The organism is Larkinella insperata (assembly GCF_026248825.1).
GTDB lineage: Bacteria > Bacteroidota > Bacteroidia > Cytophagales > Spirosomataceae > Larkinella > Larkinella insperata.
Map to the genome: position 1 here is coordinate 2,165,579 of NZ_CP110973.1, position 16,775 is coordinate 2,182,353.

Below are 16,775 nucleotides of genomic sequence, written 5' to 3' on the forward strand. Positions count from 1 at the left end.
AACCGATGATTCCCGCAACTGCCCCTTCACAAAGCCGGATTGCAAGCCGTATCCTAAGCATCGACGTGGTGCGTGGGCTAGTCATGGTCGTTATGGCGTTGGATCATACCCGTGATTTCATTCATCGAAACGGCTTCTTTTACAACGCAACGGATTTAAACACGACCTCCCCGATTCTATTTTTTACGCGCTGGATAACTCATTTTTGCGCCCCCGCCTTTGTCTTTCTGGCCGGCACTTCGGCGTATTTGATGGGCCGTAAAATGAGCAAGCCGCAACTTCGGTTTTTCCTGATTACGCGCGGGCTCTGGCTGATCGTTCTAGAGGTGACGGTTGTAAACCTGAATTTATGGTTTGATGTCACATTTTCCGTTCTGGCGCTGGAAGTCATCTGGGCGACCGGCGTGAGCATGGTGGTTCTGGGCGTGCTGCTGACAGTACCACAAAACCTACTTTTGGGGCTTGGCCTGATTATTTTACTCGGCCATAACGCGCTGGATTCCCTGTCGTTTCCGGCGGGAAGCGCTTTGGATATTATCTGGTCGATACTACACCGGCCAAATGCCATTCCACTATCGCCCAACCAGATCGTGTTCATTATGTATCCTGTACTGCCGTGGATCGGCATTTTGATTGTGGGTTACTGTTTCGGAGCGTTATACAGCCGCGACGTTGATGCGGAGCACCGCAGAAAATGGCTACGTTGGATAGGAATCGCCAGCGTTACCGCGTTTATTTTGATTCGAGCGATAAACCGTTACGGCGATCCGGCGCCGTGGTCGGTACAGAAAACGCCGTTATTTACGCTTCTTTCGTTTATCAACGTTACCAAATATCCTCCGTCGCTACTTTTTGCTTTAATGACTTTAGGACCGGTTGTCTGGCTCTTGAGCGCACTAGAAAGGAAGCGGGGGAACTGGATGTTATTTTTTATCACCTATGGTCGAGTACCGCTTTTCTACTTTATTATACACTTTTTTTTGGTCCACGCGCTGTCAATCGGGTTGCTGCTGTTGGATGGGGTCGCCTGGTCAGAAATCAACTTTCAGAACCGCATGGGGGGCGTTGTACCGGAGCATGGGTTGCCGCTGGGAATAACGTATGGAGTATGGATAGGAGTTGTCCTGATCATGTATCCGCTTTGTGAATGGTACGGACAAATTAAAGCAAAAAGCCGTCACCCCATCTGGAGTTATCTTTGAGCTCGGGTTTTTGCACCGGAAGTTATTGCTTTAGAGGATCTCAGAAGTATAGAAAAACACTGACGTTTTGTTCCCAGGCATTTGGGGGAAATGCGAACAGGTACAGTTGGCGAGCTTTCTCAGCAAGAATATGAAACACTATGGAGTAGCTGGCAAAAGGCGGAAAGGGAATGTACGAGCTACGCTGCACTACGTTAGCTCGTACCTAAAAACATAAGAGAGCAGAGAAAATAATAGTATACAATATTCCGAAATTTCAGATAGACGCAATCGCAATTTTTAGACAAATACCCTTAATTTTCAGACAAGACACTACGGATATAGTCGCTGGGAGATAAGGCAAATAGTTCCTTGAAGCACTGGCCAAAGTACGAAGGGCTCTCAAAACCAACCAGATAAGCCGTTTCGGATACGGAATGGCCGGCTTTTAGCAATTCGGCGGATTTGCGTAACCGGTAGTTGCGAATAAACTCGCTCGCCGTCATGCCCAATACTGAAGCCAGTTTACGGTTTAGGGTGCGCGAACTCATGCCCACTTCCAGGGCTAATTCGTCAACGGTTAAAGTCGCATTGTCGAGGTGTTTTTCAAGAGTCTGATAAAGCTGGCTCAAAAAAGGGTGGTCCTGTACCGGGAGAGCGGCATCGGCCGGTTTGGTCAGTTGCAAACGATAAAAATCGCGTAATGTGGCCTGATAATGCAATAGGTTATCCACTCGAAGCTGCAATTCAAGCAGGTCAAAGGGTTTGGTTAGGTAATCATTGGCACCCGCAGTCAATCCTTCAATCTTACTTTCTGCCGCGGCTTTTGCCGTGAGAAGAATAACGGCAATGTGATTGGTTAGGGCGGTTTGCCGGATAAGGCGGCAGAATTGATAGCCATCCAGAACCGGCAGCATAATGTCACTTATTACCAGATCTGGTAACTCCTTCTGGCAGATTTGCCAGGCTTCCTGCCCGTCGATAGCGGTTTTTACCCGATAGGCGCCAGTGAGATGCTCAGCAATGAATTGGCGTAGATCATCATTATCTTCAACAACCAGCAAAAAGGGGGCTTGCTGGTCCCCGGCGTTTGGCGAAATTTTAGCCGTAGGAAGCGGACTGGTAGCGATCGGCGCTTCAGCTTTGTGCAAATTGGTGAGCAGCGGAGAATGCAGAAACGGATGGTCGGCGTAAGGATGGCGAACAGGAAACGTTGCGGTAATGGTTGTACCCCGGCCAACCTGACTTTCGACGGTTAATTTTCCGTTGAGCAAATCTGTTAATTCTTTGACCAGCGCCAGGCCGATACCGGTTCCTTCAAAAGACCGGTTTCGGGAATCGTCACCTTGGTAAAAACGATTGAAAATATACGGTATCTGGTCCGAAGCAATGCCATAACCGGTATCAGCTACCGACAGACGTAACGCAAAATGACCGTTTAATCCTGTCGGCTCGGTTGCCAGTCGTACCCAGACGCTGCCCCCGTTGGGCGTATACTTCAAGGCGTTGGAAACAAGGTTGGAGCAGATTTTGCCCCATTTGTCGTCATCAAACAGAACTTGTTCCGGTATTAATAGGGGTTCAAAATGCAACCGGATCTCTTTCGCTTCCGCCGTCAGTTGAAAGGAATTGACCAAATCATCCAGAAAAGCAGCTAGATTCCCCGGCAATTCGCGGACTTTCAGATGACCCGCATCCAGCTTCGACAAGTCCAGTAACTGATTGATCAACTGCAACAATCGGCGGGCGTTGCGGTTGACCATCGTCAGCGTATTCTGCAACGGAGTTTTGTCCAACGTTGCGGAAGGGTTGCTAAGCGTCTGGAGCCACTGTTCAACGGGCGAAATAATCAGCGTGAGCGGTGTTCGCAATTCGTGGGTAATGTTCGAGAAAAAGTGGGTTTTCATTTCCTCCATTTCCTTGCGCTGCTCGGCGTCCTGTCGTTGCAAAATGGTTTGCTCAATGGTTTGATTGGCCGTTTGTAGTTCAACCGTCAATGCTTCGGTTTTGCGGAATGAAGTATAAAACCGAATGGCCAGCAGCAAAGACTGGCAGATCGTAAAAATGAACAGGGAGCTTGACAGTAAAAAAAAGCTGTGAATTACGTGCGACTGATGGAGGATGTCGTTGAGAACGCAAAACGTCAGCAAGGCCATATCGCAGAGGAGAATCAGGCCACCTTCTTTTTTCAGTTGTGCCGCCCGGACGGCGATCCACAGAAAAAAACCGCATTCCAAAACCGCCAGCGGACTGATCAGAGTAGCCCAGGCCGCGTACGTGGTAGCCGGGGTGGATACCACCAACGCCAGAAAGGTCAGGTTGATAACAATAATGATTCGCCGGACAACGGGCGATACCAGCGTTGGAAACAACGTGTGCAGATACAGCGTCAGGCTAATGATTCCAATCGGAAAAGTGCTATACAAGGCTTTGAAAGCCAGCGCCCAGTCAACGTCGGGAAAGAAAAGAAAGAATACCGTCTCGGCCGTAAAAAGTTCGCGCAAGGCAATCGTCAGACAAAGAATTCCGAACAACAATGGAGCCTTGTCTCTGGGCCGAAGCGCGTACAGCAGAAGGTGATAAAGGCCAATGATGAGAAGGGCGCCAATGACGGAAGACGAAAACAGCAGACTTTTCTCGCGGTCCTGCGTTATAACGGAGGGGTTACCAAATTGTAAAGGTTTCCGCAGTCCGCCGTAGGCGAAATGGTAATTGGCTACGTGGATCAGAATAAAGGCTTCTTGATCCGGAATTAGAAAGGAAACCACTTTTGATTCGGTCCAGGGTTTCGTTGCTGGGCCGGGTGCCAATTGCCCCGATAGAGCCACCAGTTGGTTGTTAACATACAGCTTGTAGGCCGTTCGGATTGGAGGGATTCGCAGCGACCAGATTTGGTTGGATTCCGGAAGCCGTATCCGAAGGCCGTACGTACAGTGACCTAACTCCCGCGGATAAAGGGGGTGGTTGCCGGTGTAAGTGCGCCAGGTGCCGGGGACGGTAAAATAGGTTGGGCTTTTGACGAGACTGACCGGGTCGGTAAACTGATTCCAGCGAAAAAACCATTGTCCGGTAAGGGCCACCGCCTTGTCGGAGTGATAGGCGTAAGAGGACAGGTCGAGGAGGCCCTTCTGCGCCACGTTTTGATCAGATTGCTGGGCGGAACAAACTGTAGGCCATGCCCCTAAACCAAACGCACTCAGGCAAAAAAGAAGGATGTCTTGAAACCGTACTAAACGTCGCATAGCCCAGGTTCTGCTAAGGCCCAAAGCCGGGTCGAGTGTCCAAAACGTCCTTGGGTAATAATTCCGTAATAACGAATTGCTTAATTGAAAGGGCGTTCCCTACAAACCGAAAAAATCGCTTACTTTGCAGGGCCAAAATTGTGCTACGGCGTAAGATTCAATGAAGATAGCATAAAAATCCGTATCGGAACGTTTTCTACTCCTTTGTTTCTTTTTGTACATAAGTATTAACCAACTTTTTCTGACACAATGAGTATTATTCAGTCCATTCATGCCAGACAGATTCTGGATTCGAGAGGCAACCCAACCGTGGAAGTCGATGTTCGTACCGAAAACGGGTTTCTGGGCCGGGCGGCCGTTCCGTCAGGGGCCTCAACCGGCTCACACGAAGCCGTCGAATTGCGCGACGATGATCCGAAACGGTATGTGGGCAAGGGCGTATTGAAGGCCGTTCAGAACGTCAATGAACTGATTTTTCCGGAATTGGTTGGGTCATCCGTGTTTGATCAGACCCTGATTGACCGGATTATGATTGAACTGGATGGTACTTCCAATAAAGGAAAGCTGGGTGCCAACGCCATTCTGGGTGTATCGATGGCCATTGCCAAAGCCGCTGCGCAGGAAGCCGGTCTGCCGTTGTACCGGTACATCGGTGGCGTCAACGCCAACACTCTGCCGGTTCCGATGATGAACATCCTGAACGGAGGTAGCCACGCTGACAACTCCATCGACTTCCAGGAATTCATGGTTATGCCGGTTGGCGCACCGACGTTCTCAGAAGCGCTGCGCTGGGGAACGGAAGTGTTCCACTCGCTGAAAAAAGTTCTGAAAGGCAAAGGCATGTCCACCAACGTGGGTGATGAAGGTGGCTTTGCCCCGAACATCCCGTCGAACGAAGAAGCCATCCAGATCATTCTGCAAGCCATCGAGAAAGCGGGATACCGGCCCGGTCAGGATATTTACATTGCCATGGATGCCGCTGCGTCGGAGTTCTACGAGGCAGAGTCAGGAGTATACCACTTCAAAAAATCGACGGGTGACAAGTTGAGCTCGTCCGAAATGGCAAACTACTGGAAAGAATGGGTTGAGAAATATCCGATTATTTCCATCGAAGACGGTATGGCCGAAGACGACTGGAACGGCTGGAAACAACAGACCGAACTGATTGGCAAGAAAACCCAGCTGGTGGGCGACGACCTGTTCGTAACGAACGTAACCCGTTTGCAGCAGGGCATCGACCAGGGAATTGCCAACGCCGTTCTGGTGAAGGTAAACCAGATCGGTTCGCTGACGGAAACCATCAACACCGTTAACCTAGCGAAACGCAATTCATACAAAAACATCATGTCGCACCGCTCCGGCGAAACCGAAGACGCGACCATTGCCGACCTGGCCGTTGCGTTGAATACCGGTCAGATCAAAACGGGTTCCGCTTCCCGTTCGGATCGGATGGCGAAATACAACCAGTTGCTGCGAATCGAGGAGGAACTCGGTGATACCGCTTACTTCCCCGGCATCAACATGTAATTTGATTACCCCCAACCGGTCTGCGGTTGGGGGTTTTCTGATTTAAGCCTAATCCATCAGCAAAGATGTTCAACAAAATCCTCCGAATCGCCAAGAATTTCTATGTAGCCACCGGCTTGGGTTTGTTCATCTGGATGGCGTTTTTTGACACCAACGACATTATTTCGCAATTCAAGAACAGTATGAAATTGCGGGATCTGGAAGCCGATCGGGTGTACTATGACGAGAAAATCGCGGAAGTGGAAGAGCAGCGTAAGTCATTGCTGGGCAATACCCGCTTGCAGGAGAAGTACGCCCGCGAAAACTACTTCATGAAAAAGCCCAATGAAGACGTTTACGTGTTGGTCGATGAGAAAAACGAATTGTTAGAAAAATAATGATGAACTGTTCATCGATTCCTGTTCCCACTTCATCATTATGATTAACGTCCTCTTTGTTTGTTTGGGTAACATTTGCCGATCCCCGCTGGCGGAGGGAGTCTTTAAACACTTCATTAAAGAGCGGGGTCTGGAGGCATCGATCCAGTGCGACTCCGCCGGTACATCTTCCTACCACATCGGTGATCTGCCCGACCGCCGAACCCGCGAAAATGCCCTCGAACACGGTATTAAGCTGACCCACCGTGCCCGCCGGCTGGCCGGGGAAGACCTCTCGACGTTTGATTACCTGGTGGCTATGGACGAATCAAATTACGAAGCCATTCAGTATTTTAGCCATCGCAGTACCGGCCTTTACAGCGAAGACAATACCGTTCTGCTGCGGGAATTCGATCCGTTGCCGGATAACAGCTCGGGCGGTTTGAACGTACCGGACCCGTATTACGAAGACGCTGCGGTTTTTGAACAGGTCTACCAGATCGTTCACCGAAGCTGCGAAAACTTGCTCAACTACCTGATTGAACAGCACCAGCTACAGCCGCAGCCCGATCCGCAAATCCGTGAATAAACCGGTTTTATGCCGTATTTCACAGAGAGCAGGCATTTGGACGGACAAGCGCATGGCTTGTAAAAGATATTTCCTCGTCCGAAAAATTGGCTTGGATTGACATAATTTGGTAAGTGATTTGCTGAAACTATACAACGATTAAGCCTGAAACGATTCCGATTATATGATGCGAATTAAAAAAGCCGTCATCACGGCGGCTGCCCGGGGTGAACGGTTGTATCCGGTTGCCGATACCATTCAGAAAGCCATGCTGCCGGTAATCGATACCGATGGCCTGCACAAACCCGTTATCCAGATTATTGCTGAAGAGGCATTCAGCAGCGGCATTGAAGAGTTGTGCGTGGTTTGCGCGCCCGGCGACGGTGACCGGTATCTCAAAGCCTTTGCTTCCCTGCGGGATAATCTCTTTCATTCCTTCAAAGGAGTTGACTGGGCCAAAAAGGAAGCCGAAAAAATCGATCACCTGATCAGCCGGATTCAGTTTGCCGAACAGAAAGAACCGCTGGGTTACGGTCATGCCGTGTATTGCGCCCGGGAATTCGTCAATAACGAGCCGTTTCTGCTGCTTCTGGGCGACTACCTCTACGTCTCCAACCTGTCTCAGAAAAGTTGCGTAGCCCAGTTGATGGAGCTGGCTTCTCAGGAAAATTGTTCGGTTTCGGCCGTCAATCCCACCATCGAACACCAGATCGGGCGCTACGGAACGCTCACCGGCAAGCAGCTTTCCAACCAGTCGGGCGTTTACCAGATTGAAAAAATCATTGAAAAACCGTCGCTGAGCGTGGCCGAACTTGAACTGCAGACGCCCGGATTGCGGGCCGGTTACTACCTCTGCTTTTTCGGGATGCACGTCTTTACCCCCGCGGTTTTCGATATTTTGAAAAAATACATCGATCAGGACGGCGGTAATATTTTACTGACCCCCGCACTCCAGGAACTGGCCGAAACCGAAACTTACCTGGCGCTGGAAGTGAAGGGAAATCGCTACGATTTAAGCCGGAAACACGGTCTGTTGCGGGCGCAGATTGCCTTGGGGCTGGCCGGTGAAGCCCACGGCGAAATCTTGTCAACGATGGTCGAATTACTGGCCGAAGCAAACAGCCGAACTGTCTGATCCATGAATGTTTTTATAGAAACCATTACCTCGACAGATCCCGCCAAACGCGACCGCTCTTTTTACGAGATCAGCGCGCGGGTTTCGGCGAAAGAATTGCTGGAACTGCTGCGGGAGCTGGACGAATTTCGGAAGACAACCCCCAACTTATACGACAAGGTTCGCGCTATTCTCTTCCTGTACGCGGGTTTTCGGTTCTTCCTGATGGAAGCAGCCGCAACACCATCGACCGGAAAAATACCGTATGCGGGTTTTGAGGATTTGCTGGCCCGCCGGTTTGAACAGTCGATTGCTACGCTCTGGCAGGAAATCGACAAACAAGGACCGAATGCGGCTTTGTTTAGCGGCCTGGCCGAAAGCTACCACCATTTGTCGTTCCAGATTCTGGCCGGTCAGGTGCGTAAAAGCGTGCGGTCCAGCAAAGGAAACCAGTGGATGTTTCGGGTCGGGCACCGCGAGGAACACCCGATTCGGATTCACTCCGCTTTGCTGAAACGTCCGGACGGCTCGCTTTTCTACCCCGTTCTGCACGAACAAACGTCGGTGCGGATGGACCTGACCCACAGCGGCTGGTCGGATATTTTTTTCCTTGGGATGGACTATCCGGAGGGCGCACGCGTCATCAACATTTCCATTGATCTGGGCGTTTTTGGCCGCGATGCCGACATTCGCCCGCCCCTGAACTGTTACGTCCGGGTAATTCCCGAACCGGTTCTGCGCCTGACGAGTATCGACCTGAATACAACCAAGGACATCGACGATCTGGAAGATTTGTTCAATTTCGGAAACGACTACCTGAGTCTGGTAAAGGCCGGGGTGATCGCGTCCGGTTTGATACCGCCTTCGTTTGAAGGAACCAACCAGTCGCTGCCGGATATCCTGTCGCGCATCGTAGCGCCGGGTATGGGTATTGAACTGGTGACGAAGGTAAATGATATTCCGAAAGGCTCGCGTTTTGCGGTTTCGACCAACCTGTTGGGCTCGATCATTAGTCTGCTGATGCGGGCCACCGGCCAGACGCAGAGTCTGGAAGGGGGCTTGCAGGAAAGTGAACGGCGATTGGTGGCATCACGGGCCATTCTGGGCGAGTGGATTGGCGGGTCCGGGGGCGGCTGGCAGGATTCGGGCGGGGTCTGGCCCGGTATCAAAGCCATTCAGGGCACGTTTGCGCAGGAAGGTGATCCCGAGTTCGGCATCAGCCGGGGCACTTTGTTGCCGCGTCACCGGGTTTTGCAGGGTGAAAACATGCACCCTGAGATGGGGGAGAAGATCATGAACTCGCTCGTCCTGATGCACGGTGGAATGGCCTCCAACGTGGGGCCGATCCTGGAAATGGTCACTGAAAAATACCTGCTCCGGGGCGAGAAGGAATGGAACGCCCGCCAGCAAACCAACCAGATTTTTGATAATATTCTGGCGGCCATCAAAGAAGGTGATATCCGGAAACTGGGCACCAACACGGCCCGCAACTGGGAGGGGCCCATCAAAACCATCATTCCCTGGGCGTCGACTTACTTCACTGAGCAGATCATTGCGAAGGCCAAAGCCGCTTTTGGCGAAGATTACTACGGTTTTCTGATGCTGGGCGGTATGTCCGGGGGCGGTATGGGAATGTTTGTTAACCCGGCGGGTTACGAAGAGTACAAAATGAAGGTACTCGACATCCTGCGGAAAACGAAAGCTGAGTTGTCGGCCGCCCTGCCGTTTGCGATGGAACCGGTGGTTTACAACTGGAGCATCAACAACAAAGGCACCTGGGCAACCCTGAAAGAAGGCACCAACGCCCTGATGCCGGAGCAATATTACGGGATTCACGTTTCGGAACTGGTGCGGAAAGATCCGGCTTCCATTTCGTACATCCGCCGGGCTGAAATGGATGTTTTCACGACGTATTGCGAGAAAAACAACCTGGCTTATCCGCTCCTGCGGACCATCATCAGCAACCTGTTCAAAGTTTCGGATCCAACGTCGCAAAGCAACCGCAGCGTTGAAAACGAAAAGGCCGACCGGATTAAAAAGGAAAACGGGTTTGACTACATCCAGCACGAAGAAATTCGGGAGGATTTGCAGAAAGGCCGCATTGGCTTATCGCGTAACCGCTTGCCGGCCGAAACCAGCATTGACGATGTGCAGCCGGGTGATCTGGTGCAGCTCGAAGACCTGACCACCGCAACCCAAGCCGGCGAAGCCGCCATCCGGGCCGGGAAGGTTGCGGTATTGAGCCTGGCCGCTGGGGTGGGAAGCCGCTGGACGAAAGGTGCCGGGGTCATCAAAGCCCTGAATCCGTTCGTGGAAATCGGAGGAAAACACCGGAGTTTTCTGGAAATCCATTTGGCGAAAACCCGCAAAGTGTCCGAAACCTACGGCCGCCCGATTCCGCACCTGGTAGCAACCAGCTACATGACCCACGAACCCATCCGACGGGCGCTGGAAGAAACGGATAATTTTGGTTATTCCGGACCCACCTACCTGTCGCCGGGCCGTTCGATTGGCCAGCGGTACGTGCCGATGGAGCGCGATCTACGGTTTATGTGGGAAGAGATGCCGCAGGAGACCCTCGACGAAAACAAACAGAAAGTGCGCGATGCCGTCCGGCAAACCATGATCGGCTGGGCAAAATCGAAAGGCGAAGGGTCGGATTACGTCGATAATATTGCCGCTCAGCGGTTTTCGCCCCTGGGGCACTGGTATGAGGTATCCAACCTGCTGCGCAACGGTACGCTGGCGCAGTTGCTGGCCGAACACCCGCAGGTGGAAACCATCGTACTGCACAACATCGATACGCTGGGCATGGACGTAGACCCGGCCGTGGTCGGGCATCACCTCGAATCGGGCCATATGCTGACGTTTGAGGTAGTTCCGCGCCGGATCGAAGACCGTGGGGGAGGGCTAACCCGCGTCAACGGACATCTTCGTTTGCTGGAAGGGCTGGCGCAACCCCGCGAGGAGGATGAGTTGAATCTGAGCTACTACAACTCCAACACGACCTGGATTCAGATTGATCCGCTGCTGGCGTTGTTCGGTCTGACGCGTCAGGACTTGCAGGAAGGCGACGAAGCCCGGTTGGCGAAAGCCGTCCGGAGCGTGGCCCACCGCATTCCGACCTACGTAACCATCAAAGAGGTAAAATACCGTTGGGGCCACGGCCAGGAGGATATTTATCCGGTTGCTCAGATCGAAAAACTGTGGAGTGATATGTCGGCGCTGACGGATGTGCCGTGTGGTTACATTGCCGTGCCGAGAACGCGCGGGCAGCAGTTGAAAGACCCGGCCCAGCTCGATGCCTGGGTGATCGACGGCAGCAAAGATTACGTGGCTGCCTTGGGTACGTTCTCGTAACCGGCTTCCCAAGGCTCGATCAGCCGGTGGTTAAATTAAGGTTAATAATTCGATGAATCGATAACCATTTAACCGCTTTTGCCATTTAACCATCAGACGGATTGACGCCATTTTATCCTTTAAACTAGTGGCTCTTCGCTACTTATGTTATTACTTTGAAGCATGAATAAGAAAGTCATTTTGATGATTCTGGACGGCTGGGGAATTGCCGGAAAGGTCGATGTTTCGGCAATCGATGCCGCCAAGACGCCGTTTATCGATTCGTTGTATACGAAATATTCGCACAGTCAGTTGCAGGCTTCGGGTTTGTCCGTGGGTTTGCCACTGGGTCAAATGGGCAATTCCGAGGTCGGTCACATGAACTTGGGAGCGGGGCGGATTGTGTACCAAGATCTGGTGAGAGTCAACAAAGCCGTTGAAGAACATACATTAGATCAGGAGCCGGTTCTGGTAGACGCGCTGAATTACGCCAAAACCAACGGAAAAAAAGTGCATTTCATCGGGCTGGTTTCCGACGGGGGCGTTCACGCGCACATCGAACACCTGAAAGGACTCTGCTCCATTGCCCACAACCAGGGCCTGACCGACGTGTTTATTCACGCCTTTACCGACGGGCGCGATACCGATCCCAAAAGCGGATACGGATATCTGGCCGATCTGGAAAACCACCTGAAAACCACCACGGGGCAGATCGCTACGGTGATTGGACGGTATTACGCCATGGACCGCGATAACCGCTGGGAGCGCGTCAAACTGGCCTATGATGCAATGGTCAAGGGCGTCGGTCACGTGACCTGCACAGCCGATCGGATTCTGGCGTCCGTACAACAGTCGTACGACGAAGAGGTAACGGATGAATTCATCAAGCCGATTATTGTAACAAACGCTAACGGCAACCCGCTGGCGACCATTCAGGACGGCGATGTGGTTCTCTGCTTCAATTTCCGTACGGATCGGGGCCGCGAAATTACCCTGGCGCTCAGCCAGCGTGATTACCCGGAGCAGGATATGAAAAAGCTGAATCTGTACTACGTCACGATGACCAATTACGACAACGATTTTGTGGGCGTCAAGGTCATTTACGACAAAGATAACCTGAGCCAAACGCTCGGTGAAGTTGTGTCGAGGGCGGGGAAAAAACAGATCCGGATTGCCGAAACCGAGAAATATCCGCACGTTACGTTTTTCTTTTCCGGCGGTCGCGAGGACGTTTTTGAAGGAGAAAGCCGTCTGCTGTGCCCGTCTCCGAAAGTTGCCACCTACGACCTGAAACCGGAGATGAGCGCGTTCGACATCCGCGATTCCATTATTCCGGAACTGGAGCGTGAGGACGTGGATTTTGTCTGCCTCAACTTTGCCAATACCGATATGGTAGGTCATACCGGCGTATTTTCAGCGGTGGTGAAAGCCGCTGAAACCGTCGATCAGTGCGCGCAGGCGGTTATCGCAACGGCCCTGGCCCACGGTTACTCGACCCTGGTCATTGCCGACCACGGTAACGCGGATTACATGGTCAACGAAGATGGTTCGCCCAATACCGCCCATACCACCAACCCGGTGCCGTGCATTTTGGTCGATGATGCCTACCACCCGAAATTGAACAACGGAGTTCTGGCAGACATCGCTCCGACGATTTTGCAGTTGATGGGCATCCCGCAACCCGCCGTCATGACGGGTCATAGTTTGATTGCGGAATAAACAATAGGGAACGACCAGAGAAGCGGGAAGAAAGATAAAAGACCGTTCTGAAGCCTATTTTACCGGTCTGACCTCTCTTGTCATCCAAAACAAACTTTTCGGCGCAGGTTGGTGTTGGCCAACTGAGTACTTCTTTACTCCCCTGATTGAAAAGTCAGGGGTTCTTTTTTATCCATGATGAAATACCGTTACGCCTTTGTTCTGGTCCTGGGATTGGCAGCCTGTACAAATCCCGCCAAAGAAGCGCCGGTCGGAACGTATTACGACCTGAAATCCTACATTGAGCAGCAGATCAGCCAGTTGCAGAAACAGCAACCGACGGTGGAGAAGCAGGCCGGTTTTGGAAAGGAGAAGGATCAGCAAACAACAAAAGAAATCGACTGGAGCCGCGAGCTGGATTTGTTTCTGCAAGCCGATATCAACAAACAGGCCTACCAGACCAGTTATCAGAAAAATCGCCCGGATTCACTGACGTACGAGTACACGCTGAAAACGACTGAGAAACTGCCGGTGCAGTTTCTGCGCATTGAACTGGATTCGGCAACCCACCAGCTTCGGCGGGTTAAAGCCACGCTGCGCACAAAAAATTCACTCTACGAATCGGAACGAAACGTTTGGTTGGAAGCCGAAAAAGGCAACCTCAAACGGTATCACATCGACGGTTTTCAGCAACTGGCCTGGCTGGATCCAAAACAGTTTTTGATTGAAGGAAAAATACAATGAGTGGAAAAATTAAACGTGACTAGCTGGCTGGCGCATTCTATTGCAACGAAGCCAACTAGTTACGTTTAACGCTTACTGGTTAGTAGTTTCCACCGGCGCCACCCCCGCCGAAGCTACCCCCGCCGAAGCCGCCGAAACTACTGCCGCCACCACCTCCTCCGCCCCAGTTGCCGGACGAACCGCCCCAGCCGGAATACGTGGATGTTGGGAACGGTACGGGAAAGAAGCCGCCCCCCCGGTTGCGGTTGTTGCGCCCTCCGCCCCCCCGGTTGCGACTAATCCAGATAAAGACGATAAAGACGATGAAAATGATCAGGAAGAAGAGGATTCCGTCACCTCCACCATCGCCCTCGGAAGCTTCGGCCTGATACTCGCCGTTAGCGCGTCGGATGATTTCATTGGTCGCTTCGTCGAGACCGGCATACCACTGTTCGCTTTTGAAACGTGGTCCGATGATCTGGCTGACAATCCGCTTGGCAATGGCATCGGGAATGGCCCCTTCCAGGCCGTAGCCCGTTGCGATAAAAACCTGGCGGGTGGAAGGCACCCAGGTTAGGACCAGACCGTTATTTTTCCCCTCCTGGCCAATGCCCCATTTTCGGCCCACCTGAAAGCTAAAGTCGCCGATCGGGTAGGGTTCCGTCGTTTTTACGATTAGAATGACGATTTGCGTGGAGGTTGAATCGTTGTAGCGCCGTAGTTTTTCTTCCAGCCGGCCCCGTTCATCGGGCTGCAGAATCCCTACGAAATCATTCACCAGGCGCGGGGGATTAGGCCGGTCGGGAATCACATCATTTTGCCCATACAGCCGGAACGACACGATCATCAACAGCAGAATCGCGGCAATCCGGAATGGTTGAGCAAAACGATATAAAAAAAAGCGAAGCGTCATTTAGTGTGAAATTTCGTCGGAAAGCTCGTTGGAATCGTTCTCCAACCGTGGAAAATACTGGCGCAACTGCTGGCCTGCGCGTTCAATACCCCGGCAGAAACCGTCGGTAAACTGGTTCTGACGAAAGTGGTCACGCATGACGTTCTTGGTGGTTTCCCAGAAATCAGTCGGCACAACTTTGTTTATGCCTTCATCGCCCAGCACAGCAAACTTTCGGTCATCGGTGGCCAGATAAAACAGCACCCCGTTGCGTTGGGCGGTCTGTTCCATTCCCAACTGCCGGAATACCTGCACCGCCCGGTCTATCACGTTGGGTTCCGGGCAAAGCAATTCAATGTGCACCCGGATTTCGCCCGACGTTTCCATTTCGGCGGACCGAATGGCCTGAATAATCTGCTGCTGCTCCTCCTCCGTAAAAAGGTTGATTGCGGACATGGATGAATAAAGAATTATAAATGATGAGTTATGAACGAAATGCCAAAACCTTCCTCGTTCACAACTCACCATCCATTATTTAGAACTGGACCGTTGGGGCGTTTTGGGCAGCTTGCGAGGCTTCAAAGAAACCTTTGGGCGAGAAGCCGAACACACCCGCGAAAATATTGGCCGGGAACGTGCGAACAGAGACGTTATAATCTTTAACAGCCGAGTTAAAATCGTTCCGGGCAACGCTGATGCGGTTTTCCGTACCTTCCAGTTGAGCCTGTAACTCCGAGAAGTTTTGCGTGGCTCTTAATTGCGGGTAGTTTTCGGATACGGCCAGCAAACGCGACAGCGTACCGCCCAATTGATCCTGGGCCTGTTGGAAACGCTGAACGTTTTCGGGCGTCAGTTGGTCCGGACTCAGTTGAACGCTGGTTGCTTTTGAGCGGGCTTCCATGACGGCCGTCAGGGTGCTTTTCTCAAAGTTAGCGGCTCCTTTGACGGTGTTGACCAGGTTCGGAACCAGATCGGCCCGGCGTTGATACTGCGTCTGGACCTGAGCCCATTTCTCCCCTACATTCGCGTCTTTACCGACAAGACCGTTATACGTACTGCATCCAAAGAAACCAAAAATGAGGGCTATAACGATGACAATGATAAGACCTTTTGACATGGTGTTATTCGATTAATTTGTTAAGCAAAGCTCGTTAAAAATGGATCTAAACCGTAAGAATTTACAGGATCGGATCCTTTTGACCGTAATCGATACGCCCGGGTTGATGACCGGAAGCAACGAGTTTACCGCAAGGAATCCGGCTAGATAACTGTTTTTGGCTAACAATTGATTGAGAATTTTGTAAAATCCTGCCGTAAAACCGTTATTTCGGGCAAACCGTATACGCATGAATCTTTCGCTTACTGGAAAAACGGCCATTGTCTGCGGTAGTACGCAGGGCATCGGCTACGCTTCGGCGGTCGAACTGGCTCTGTTGGGCGCTAACGTCACGCTGCTGGCCCGCGACGAAGAAAAACTAAAGAAGGCAGTTGACGCACTGGATACGCAGCAGGGCCAAAAACACCACTACCGGGTTGCCGACTTTGCCAATCCGGAAGAAGTAAAAACCGTGATCGACGCTTACCTGGCTGAGTTTCCGGACGCCCATATCCTGGTCAATAACACCGGCGGACCGGCGGGCGGGCCGTTGATCGATGCCCGGCTGGAAGAATTTACAAAAACTTTTGCCGCTCACCTGTTAAACAATCAACAACTGACGCAGGCCATTGTGCCGGCGATGAAGCGGCTGGGGTACGGCCGGATCGTCAACATTATCTCAACATCCATCAAGCAACCGATTGTCGGGTTGGGCGTATCCAACACAATTCGGGGTGCGGTGGGGCAGTGGGCCAAAACCTTGTCGCTGGAAATTGCCCAGTATGGCATCACAATCAACAACGTGTTGCCGGGTTATACCAGAACGGCGCGGCTGGAGGCCATCCTAAACAAGCGGATGGACGAGCAGGGGAAATCGCGGGAGGAAGTGGAAGCGCAGATGCAGGCGGAAATTCCGAGCCGACGGTTTGTGGAGCCGGAGGAGGTCGGAGCGGCCGTGGCGTTTTTGTGTACGCCCGCAGCGGCTTCGATTAACGGAATCAATGTGCCAGTCGATGGCGGCAAAACCGGAAGCCTCTGA

13 protein-coding genes are annotated in these 16,775 nt (G+C 52.0%); 9 read left to right on the forward strand and 4 right to left on the reverse strand.

Annotated elements, in window-relative coordinates; translation table 11 throughout:
• Positions 1-5: 5 nt before the first annotated feature.
• Complete coding sequence (locus OQ371_RS08840) at positions 6-1,202, forward strand: acetyltransferase domain-containing protein (RefSeq protein ID WP_265993405.1); 1,197 nt, start codon at positions 6-8, stop codon at positions 1,200-1,202.
• 293 nt (positions 1,203-1,495) lie between these two features.
• Here OQ371_RS08840 and OQ371_RS08845 read toward each other — a convergent pair whose 3' ends face one another.
• A complete protein-coding gene (locus OQ371_RS08845; protein WP_265993406.1) occupies positions 1,496-4,318 on the reverse strand; it encodes a hybrid sensor histidine kinase/response regulator transcription factor in 2,823 nt (940 codons plus the stop codon).
• Positions 4,319-4,672: 354 nt separating this feature from the next.
• On the opposite strand from OQ371_RS08845, the gene eno reads away from it, so the two are divergent.
• The 7 genes from eno (at position 4,673) to OQ371_RS08880 (ending at position 13,769) form a co-directional block, all read left to right on the forward strand.
• Complete coding sequence (eno, locus tag OQ371_RS08850; RefSeq protein ID WP_265993407.1) at positions 4,673-5,950, forward strand: phosphopyruvate hydratase; 1,278 nt, start codon at positions 4,673-4,675, stop codon at positions 5,948-5,950.
• Between the two features lie 65 nt (positions 5,951-6,015).
• Positions 6,016-6,327 carry an FtsB family cell division protein gene (locus OQ371_RS08855; RefSeq protein WP_265993408.1) on the forward strand — a complete coding sequence of 104 codons (312 nt, stop codon included), beginning with the start codon at positions 6,016-6,018 and terminating at the stop codon, positions 6,325-6,327.
• A gap of 40 nt (positions 6,328-6,367) precedes the next feature.
• Positions 6,368-6,895: a low molecular weight protein-tyrosine-phosphatase gene (locus tag OQ371_RS08860; RefSeq protein ID WP_265993409.1), complete on the forward strand. Its 528-nt coding sequence runs from the start codon at positions 6,368-6,370 to the stop codon at positions 6,893-6,895.
• Between the two features lie 163 nt (positions 6,896-7,058).
• Positions 7,059-8,009 (forward strand): UTP--glucose-1-phosphate uridylyltransferase, encoded by a 951-nt coding sequence (locus OQ371_RS08865; RefSeq protein WP_265993410.1) that lies wholly within the window; start codon positions 7,059-7,061, stop codon positions 8,007-8,009.
• A 3-nt stretch (positions 8,010-8,012) separates the two neighbouring features.
• Positions 8,013-11,348: a UTP--glucose-1-phosphate uridylyltransferase gene (locus OQ371_RS08870; protein ID WP_265993411.1), complete on the forward strand. Its 3,336-nt coding sequence runs from the start codon at positions 8,013-8,015 to the stop codon at positions 11,346-11,348.
• Positions 11,349-11,510: 162 nt separating this feature from the next.
• Entirely contained in the window at positions 11,511-13,046 is a 1,536-nt protein-coding gene (gpmI, locus tag OQ371_RS08875; RefSeq protein ID WP_265993412.1) for a 2,3-bisphosphoglycerate-independent phosphoglycerate mutase, read from the forward strand.
• A gap of 174 nt (positions 13,047-13,220) precedes the next feature.
• Positions 13,221-13,769 carry a hypothetical protein gene (locus OQ371_RS08880; protein ID WP_265993413.1) on the forward strand — a complete coding sequence of 183 codons (549 nt, stop codon included), beginning with the start codon at positions 13,221-13,223 and terminating at the stop codon, positions 13,767-13,769.
• 79 nt (positions 13,770-13,848) lie between these two features.
• On the opposite strand, the gene OQ371_RS08885 is transcribed toward OQ371_RS08880, so the two are convergent.
• The 3 genes from OQ371_RS08885 to OQ371_RS08895 form a co-directional block, all read right to left on the reverse strand.
• Entirely contained in the window at positions 13,849-14,661 is an 813-nt protein-coding gene (locus OQ371_RS08885) for a TPM domain-containing protein (protein ID WP_374761440.1), read from the reverse strand.
• Positions 14,662-15,096 carry a TPM domain-containing protein gene (locus OQ371_RS08890; RefSeq protein ID WP_265993414.1) on the reverse strand — a complete coding sequence of 145 codons (435 nt, stop codon included), beginning with the start codon at positions 15,094-15,096 and terminating at the stop codon, positions 14,662-14,664.
• A 79-nt stretch (positions 15,097-15,175) separates the two neighbouring features.
• A complete protein-coding gene (locus OQ371_RS08895) occupies positions 15,176-15,757 on the reverse strand; it encodes a LemA family protein (RefSeq protein WP_265993415.1) in 582 nt (193 codons plus the stop codon).
• Positions 15,758-15,986: 229 nt separating this feature from the next.
• Here OQ371_RS08895 and OQ371_RS08900 point away from each other — a divergent pair, with 229 nt between their 5' ends.
• Positions 15,987-16,775, forward strand: coding sequence for an SDR family oxidoreductase (locus tag OQ371_RS08900; protein ID WP_265993416.1), 789 nt, complete (start codon positions 15,987-15,989; stop codon positions 16,773-16,775).

Coding starts and splice junctions, on each gene's coding strand:
- OQ371_RS08840 (WP_265993405.1), top strand. CDS start 6: ATGATTCCCGCAACTGCCCCTTCACAAAGCCGGATTGCAAGCCGTATC.
- eno (WP_265993407.1), top strand. CDS start 4,673: ATGAGTATTATTCAGTCCATTCATGCCAGACAGATTCTGGATTCGAGA.
- OQ371_RS08855 (WP_265993408.1), top strand. CDS start 6,016: ATGTTCAACAAAATCCTCCGAATCGCCAAGAATTTCTATGTAGCCACC.
- OQ371_RS08860 (WP_265993409.1), top strand. CDS start 6,368: ATGATTAACGTCCTCTTTGTTTGTTTGGGTAACATTTGCCGATCCCCG.
- OQ371_RS08865 (WP_265993410.1), top strand. CDS start 7,059: ATGATGCGAATTAAAAAAGCCGTCATCACGGCGGCTGCCCGGGGTGAA.
- OQ371_RS08870 (WP_265993411.1), top strand. CDS start 8,013: ATGAATGTTTTTATAGAAACCATTACCTCGACAGATCCCGCCAAACGC.
- gpmI (WP_265993412.1), top strand. CDS start 11,511: ATGAATAAGAAAGTCATTTTGATGATTCTGGACGGCTGGGGAATTGCC.
- OQ371_RS08880 (WP_265993413.1), top strand. CDS start 13,221: ATGATGAAATACCGTTACGCCTTTGTTCTGGTCCTGGGATTGGCAGCC.
- OQ371_RS08885 (WP_374761440.1), bottom strand. CDS start 14,661: ATGACGCTTCGCTTTTTTTTATATCGTTTTGCTCAACCATTCCGGATT.
- OQ371_RS08890 (WP_265993414.1), bottom strand. CDS start 15,096: ATGTCCGCAATCAACCTTTTTACGGAGGAGGAGCAGCAGCAGATTATT.
- OQ371_RS08895 (WP_265993415.1), bottom strand. CDS start 15,757: ATGTCAAAAGGTCTTATCATTGTCATCGTTATAGCCCTCATTTTTGGT.
- OQ371_RS08900 (WP_265993416.1), top strand. CDS start 15,987: ATGAATCTTTCGCTTACTGGAAAAACGGCCATTGTCTGCGGTAGTACG.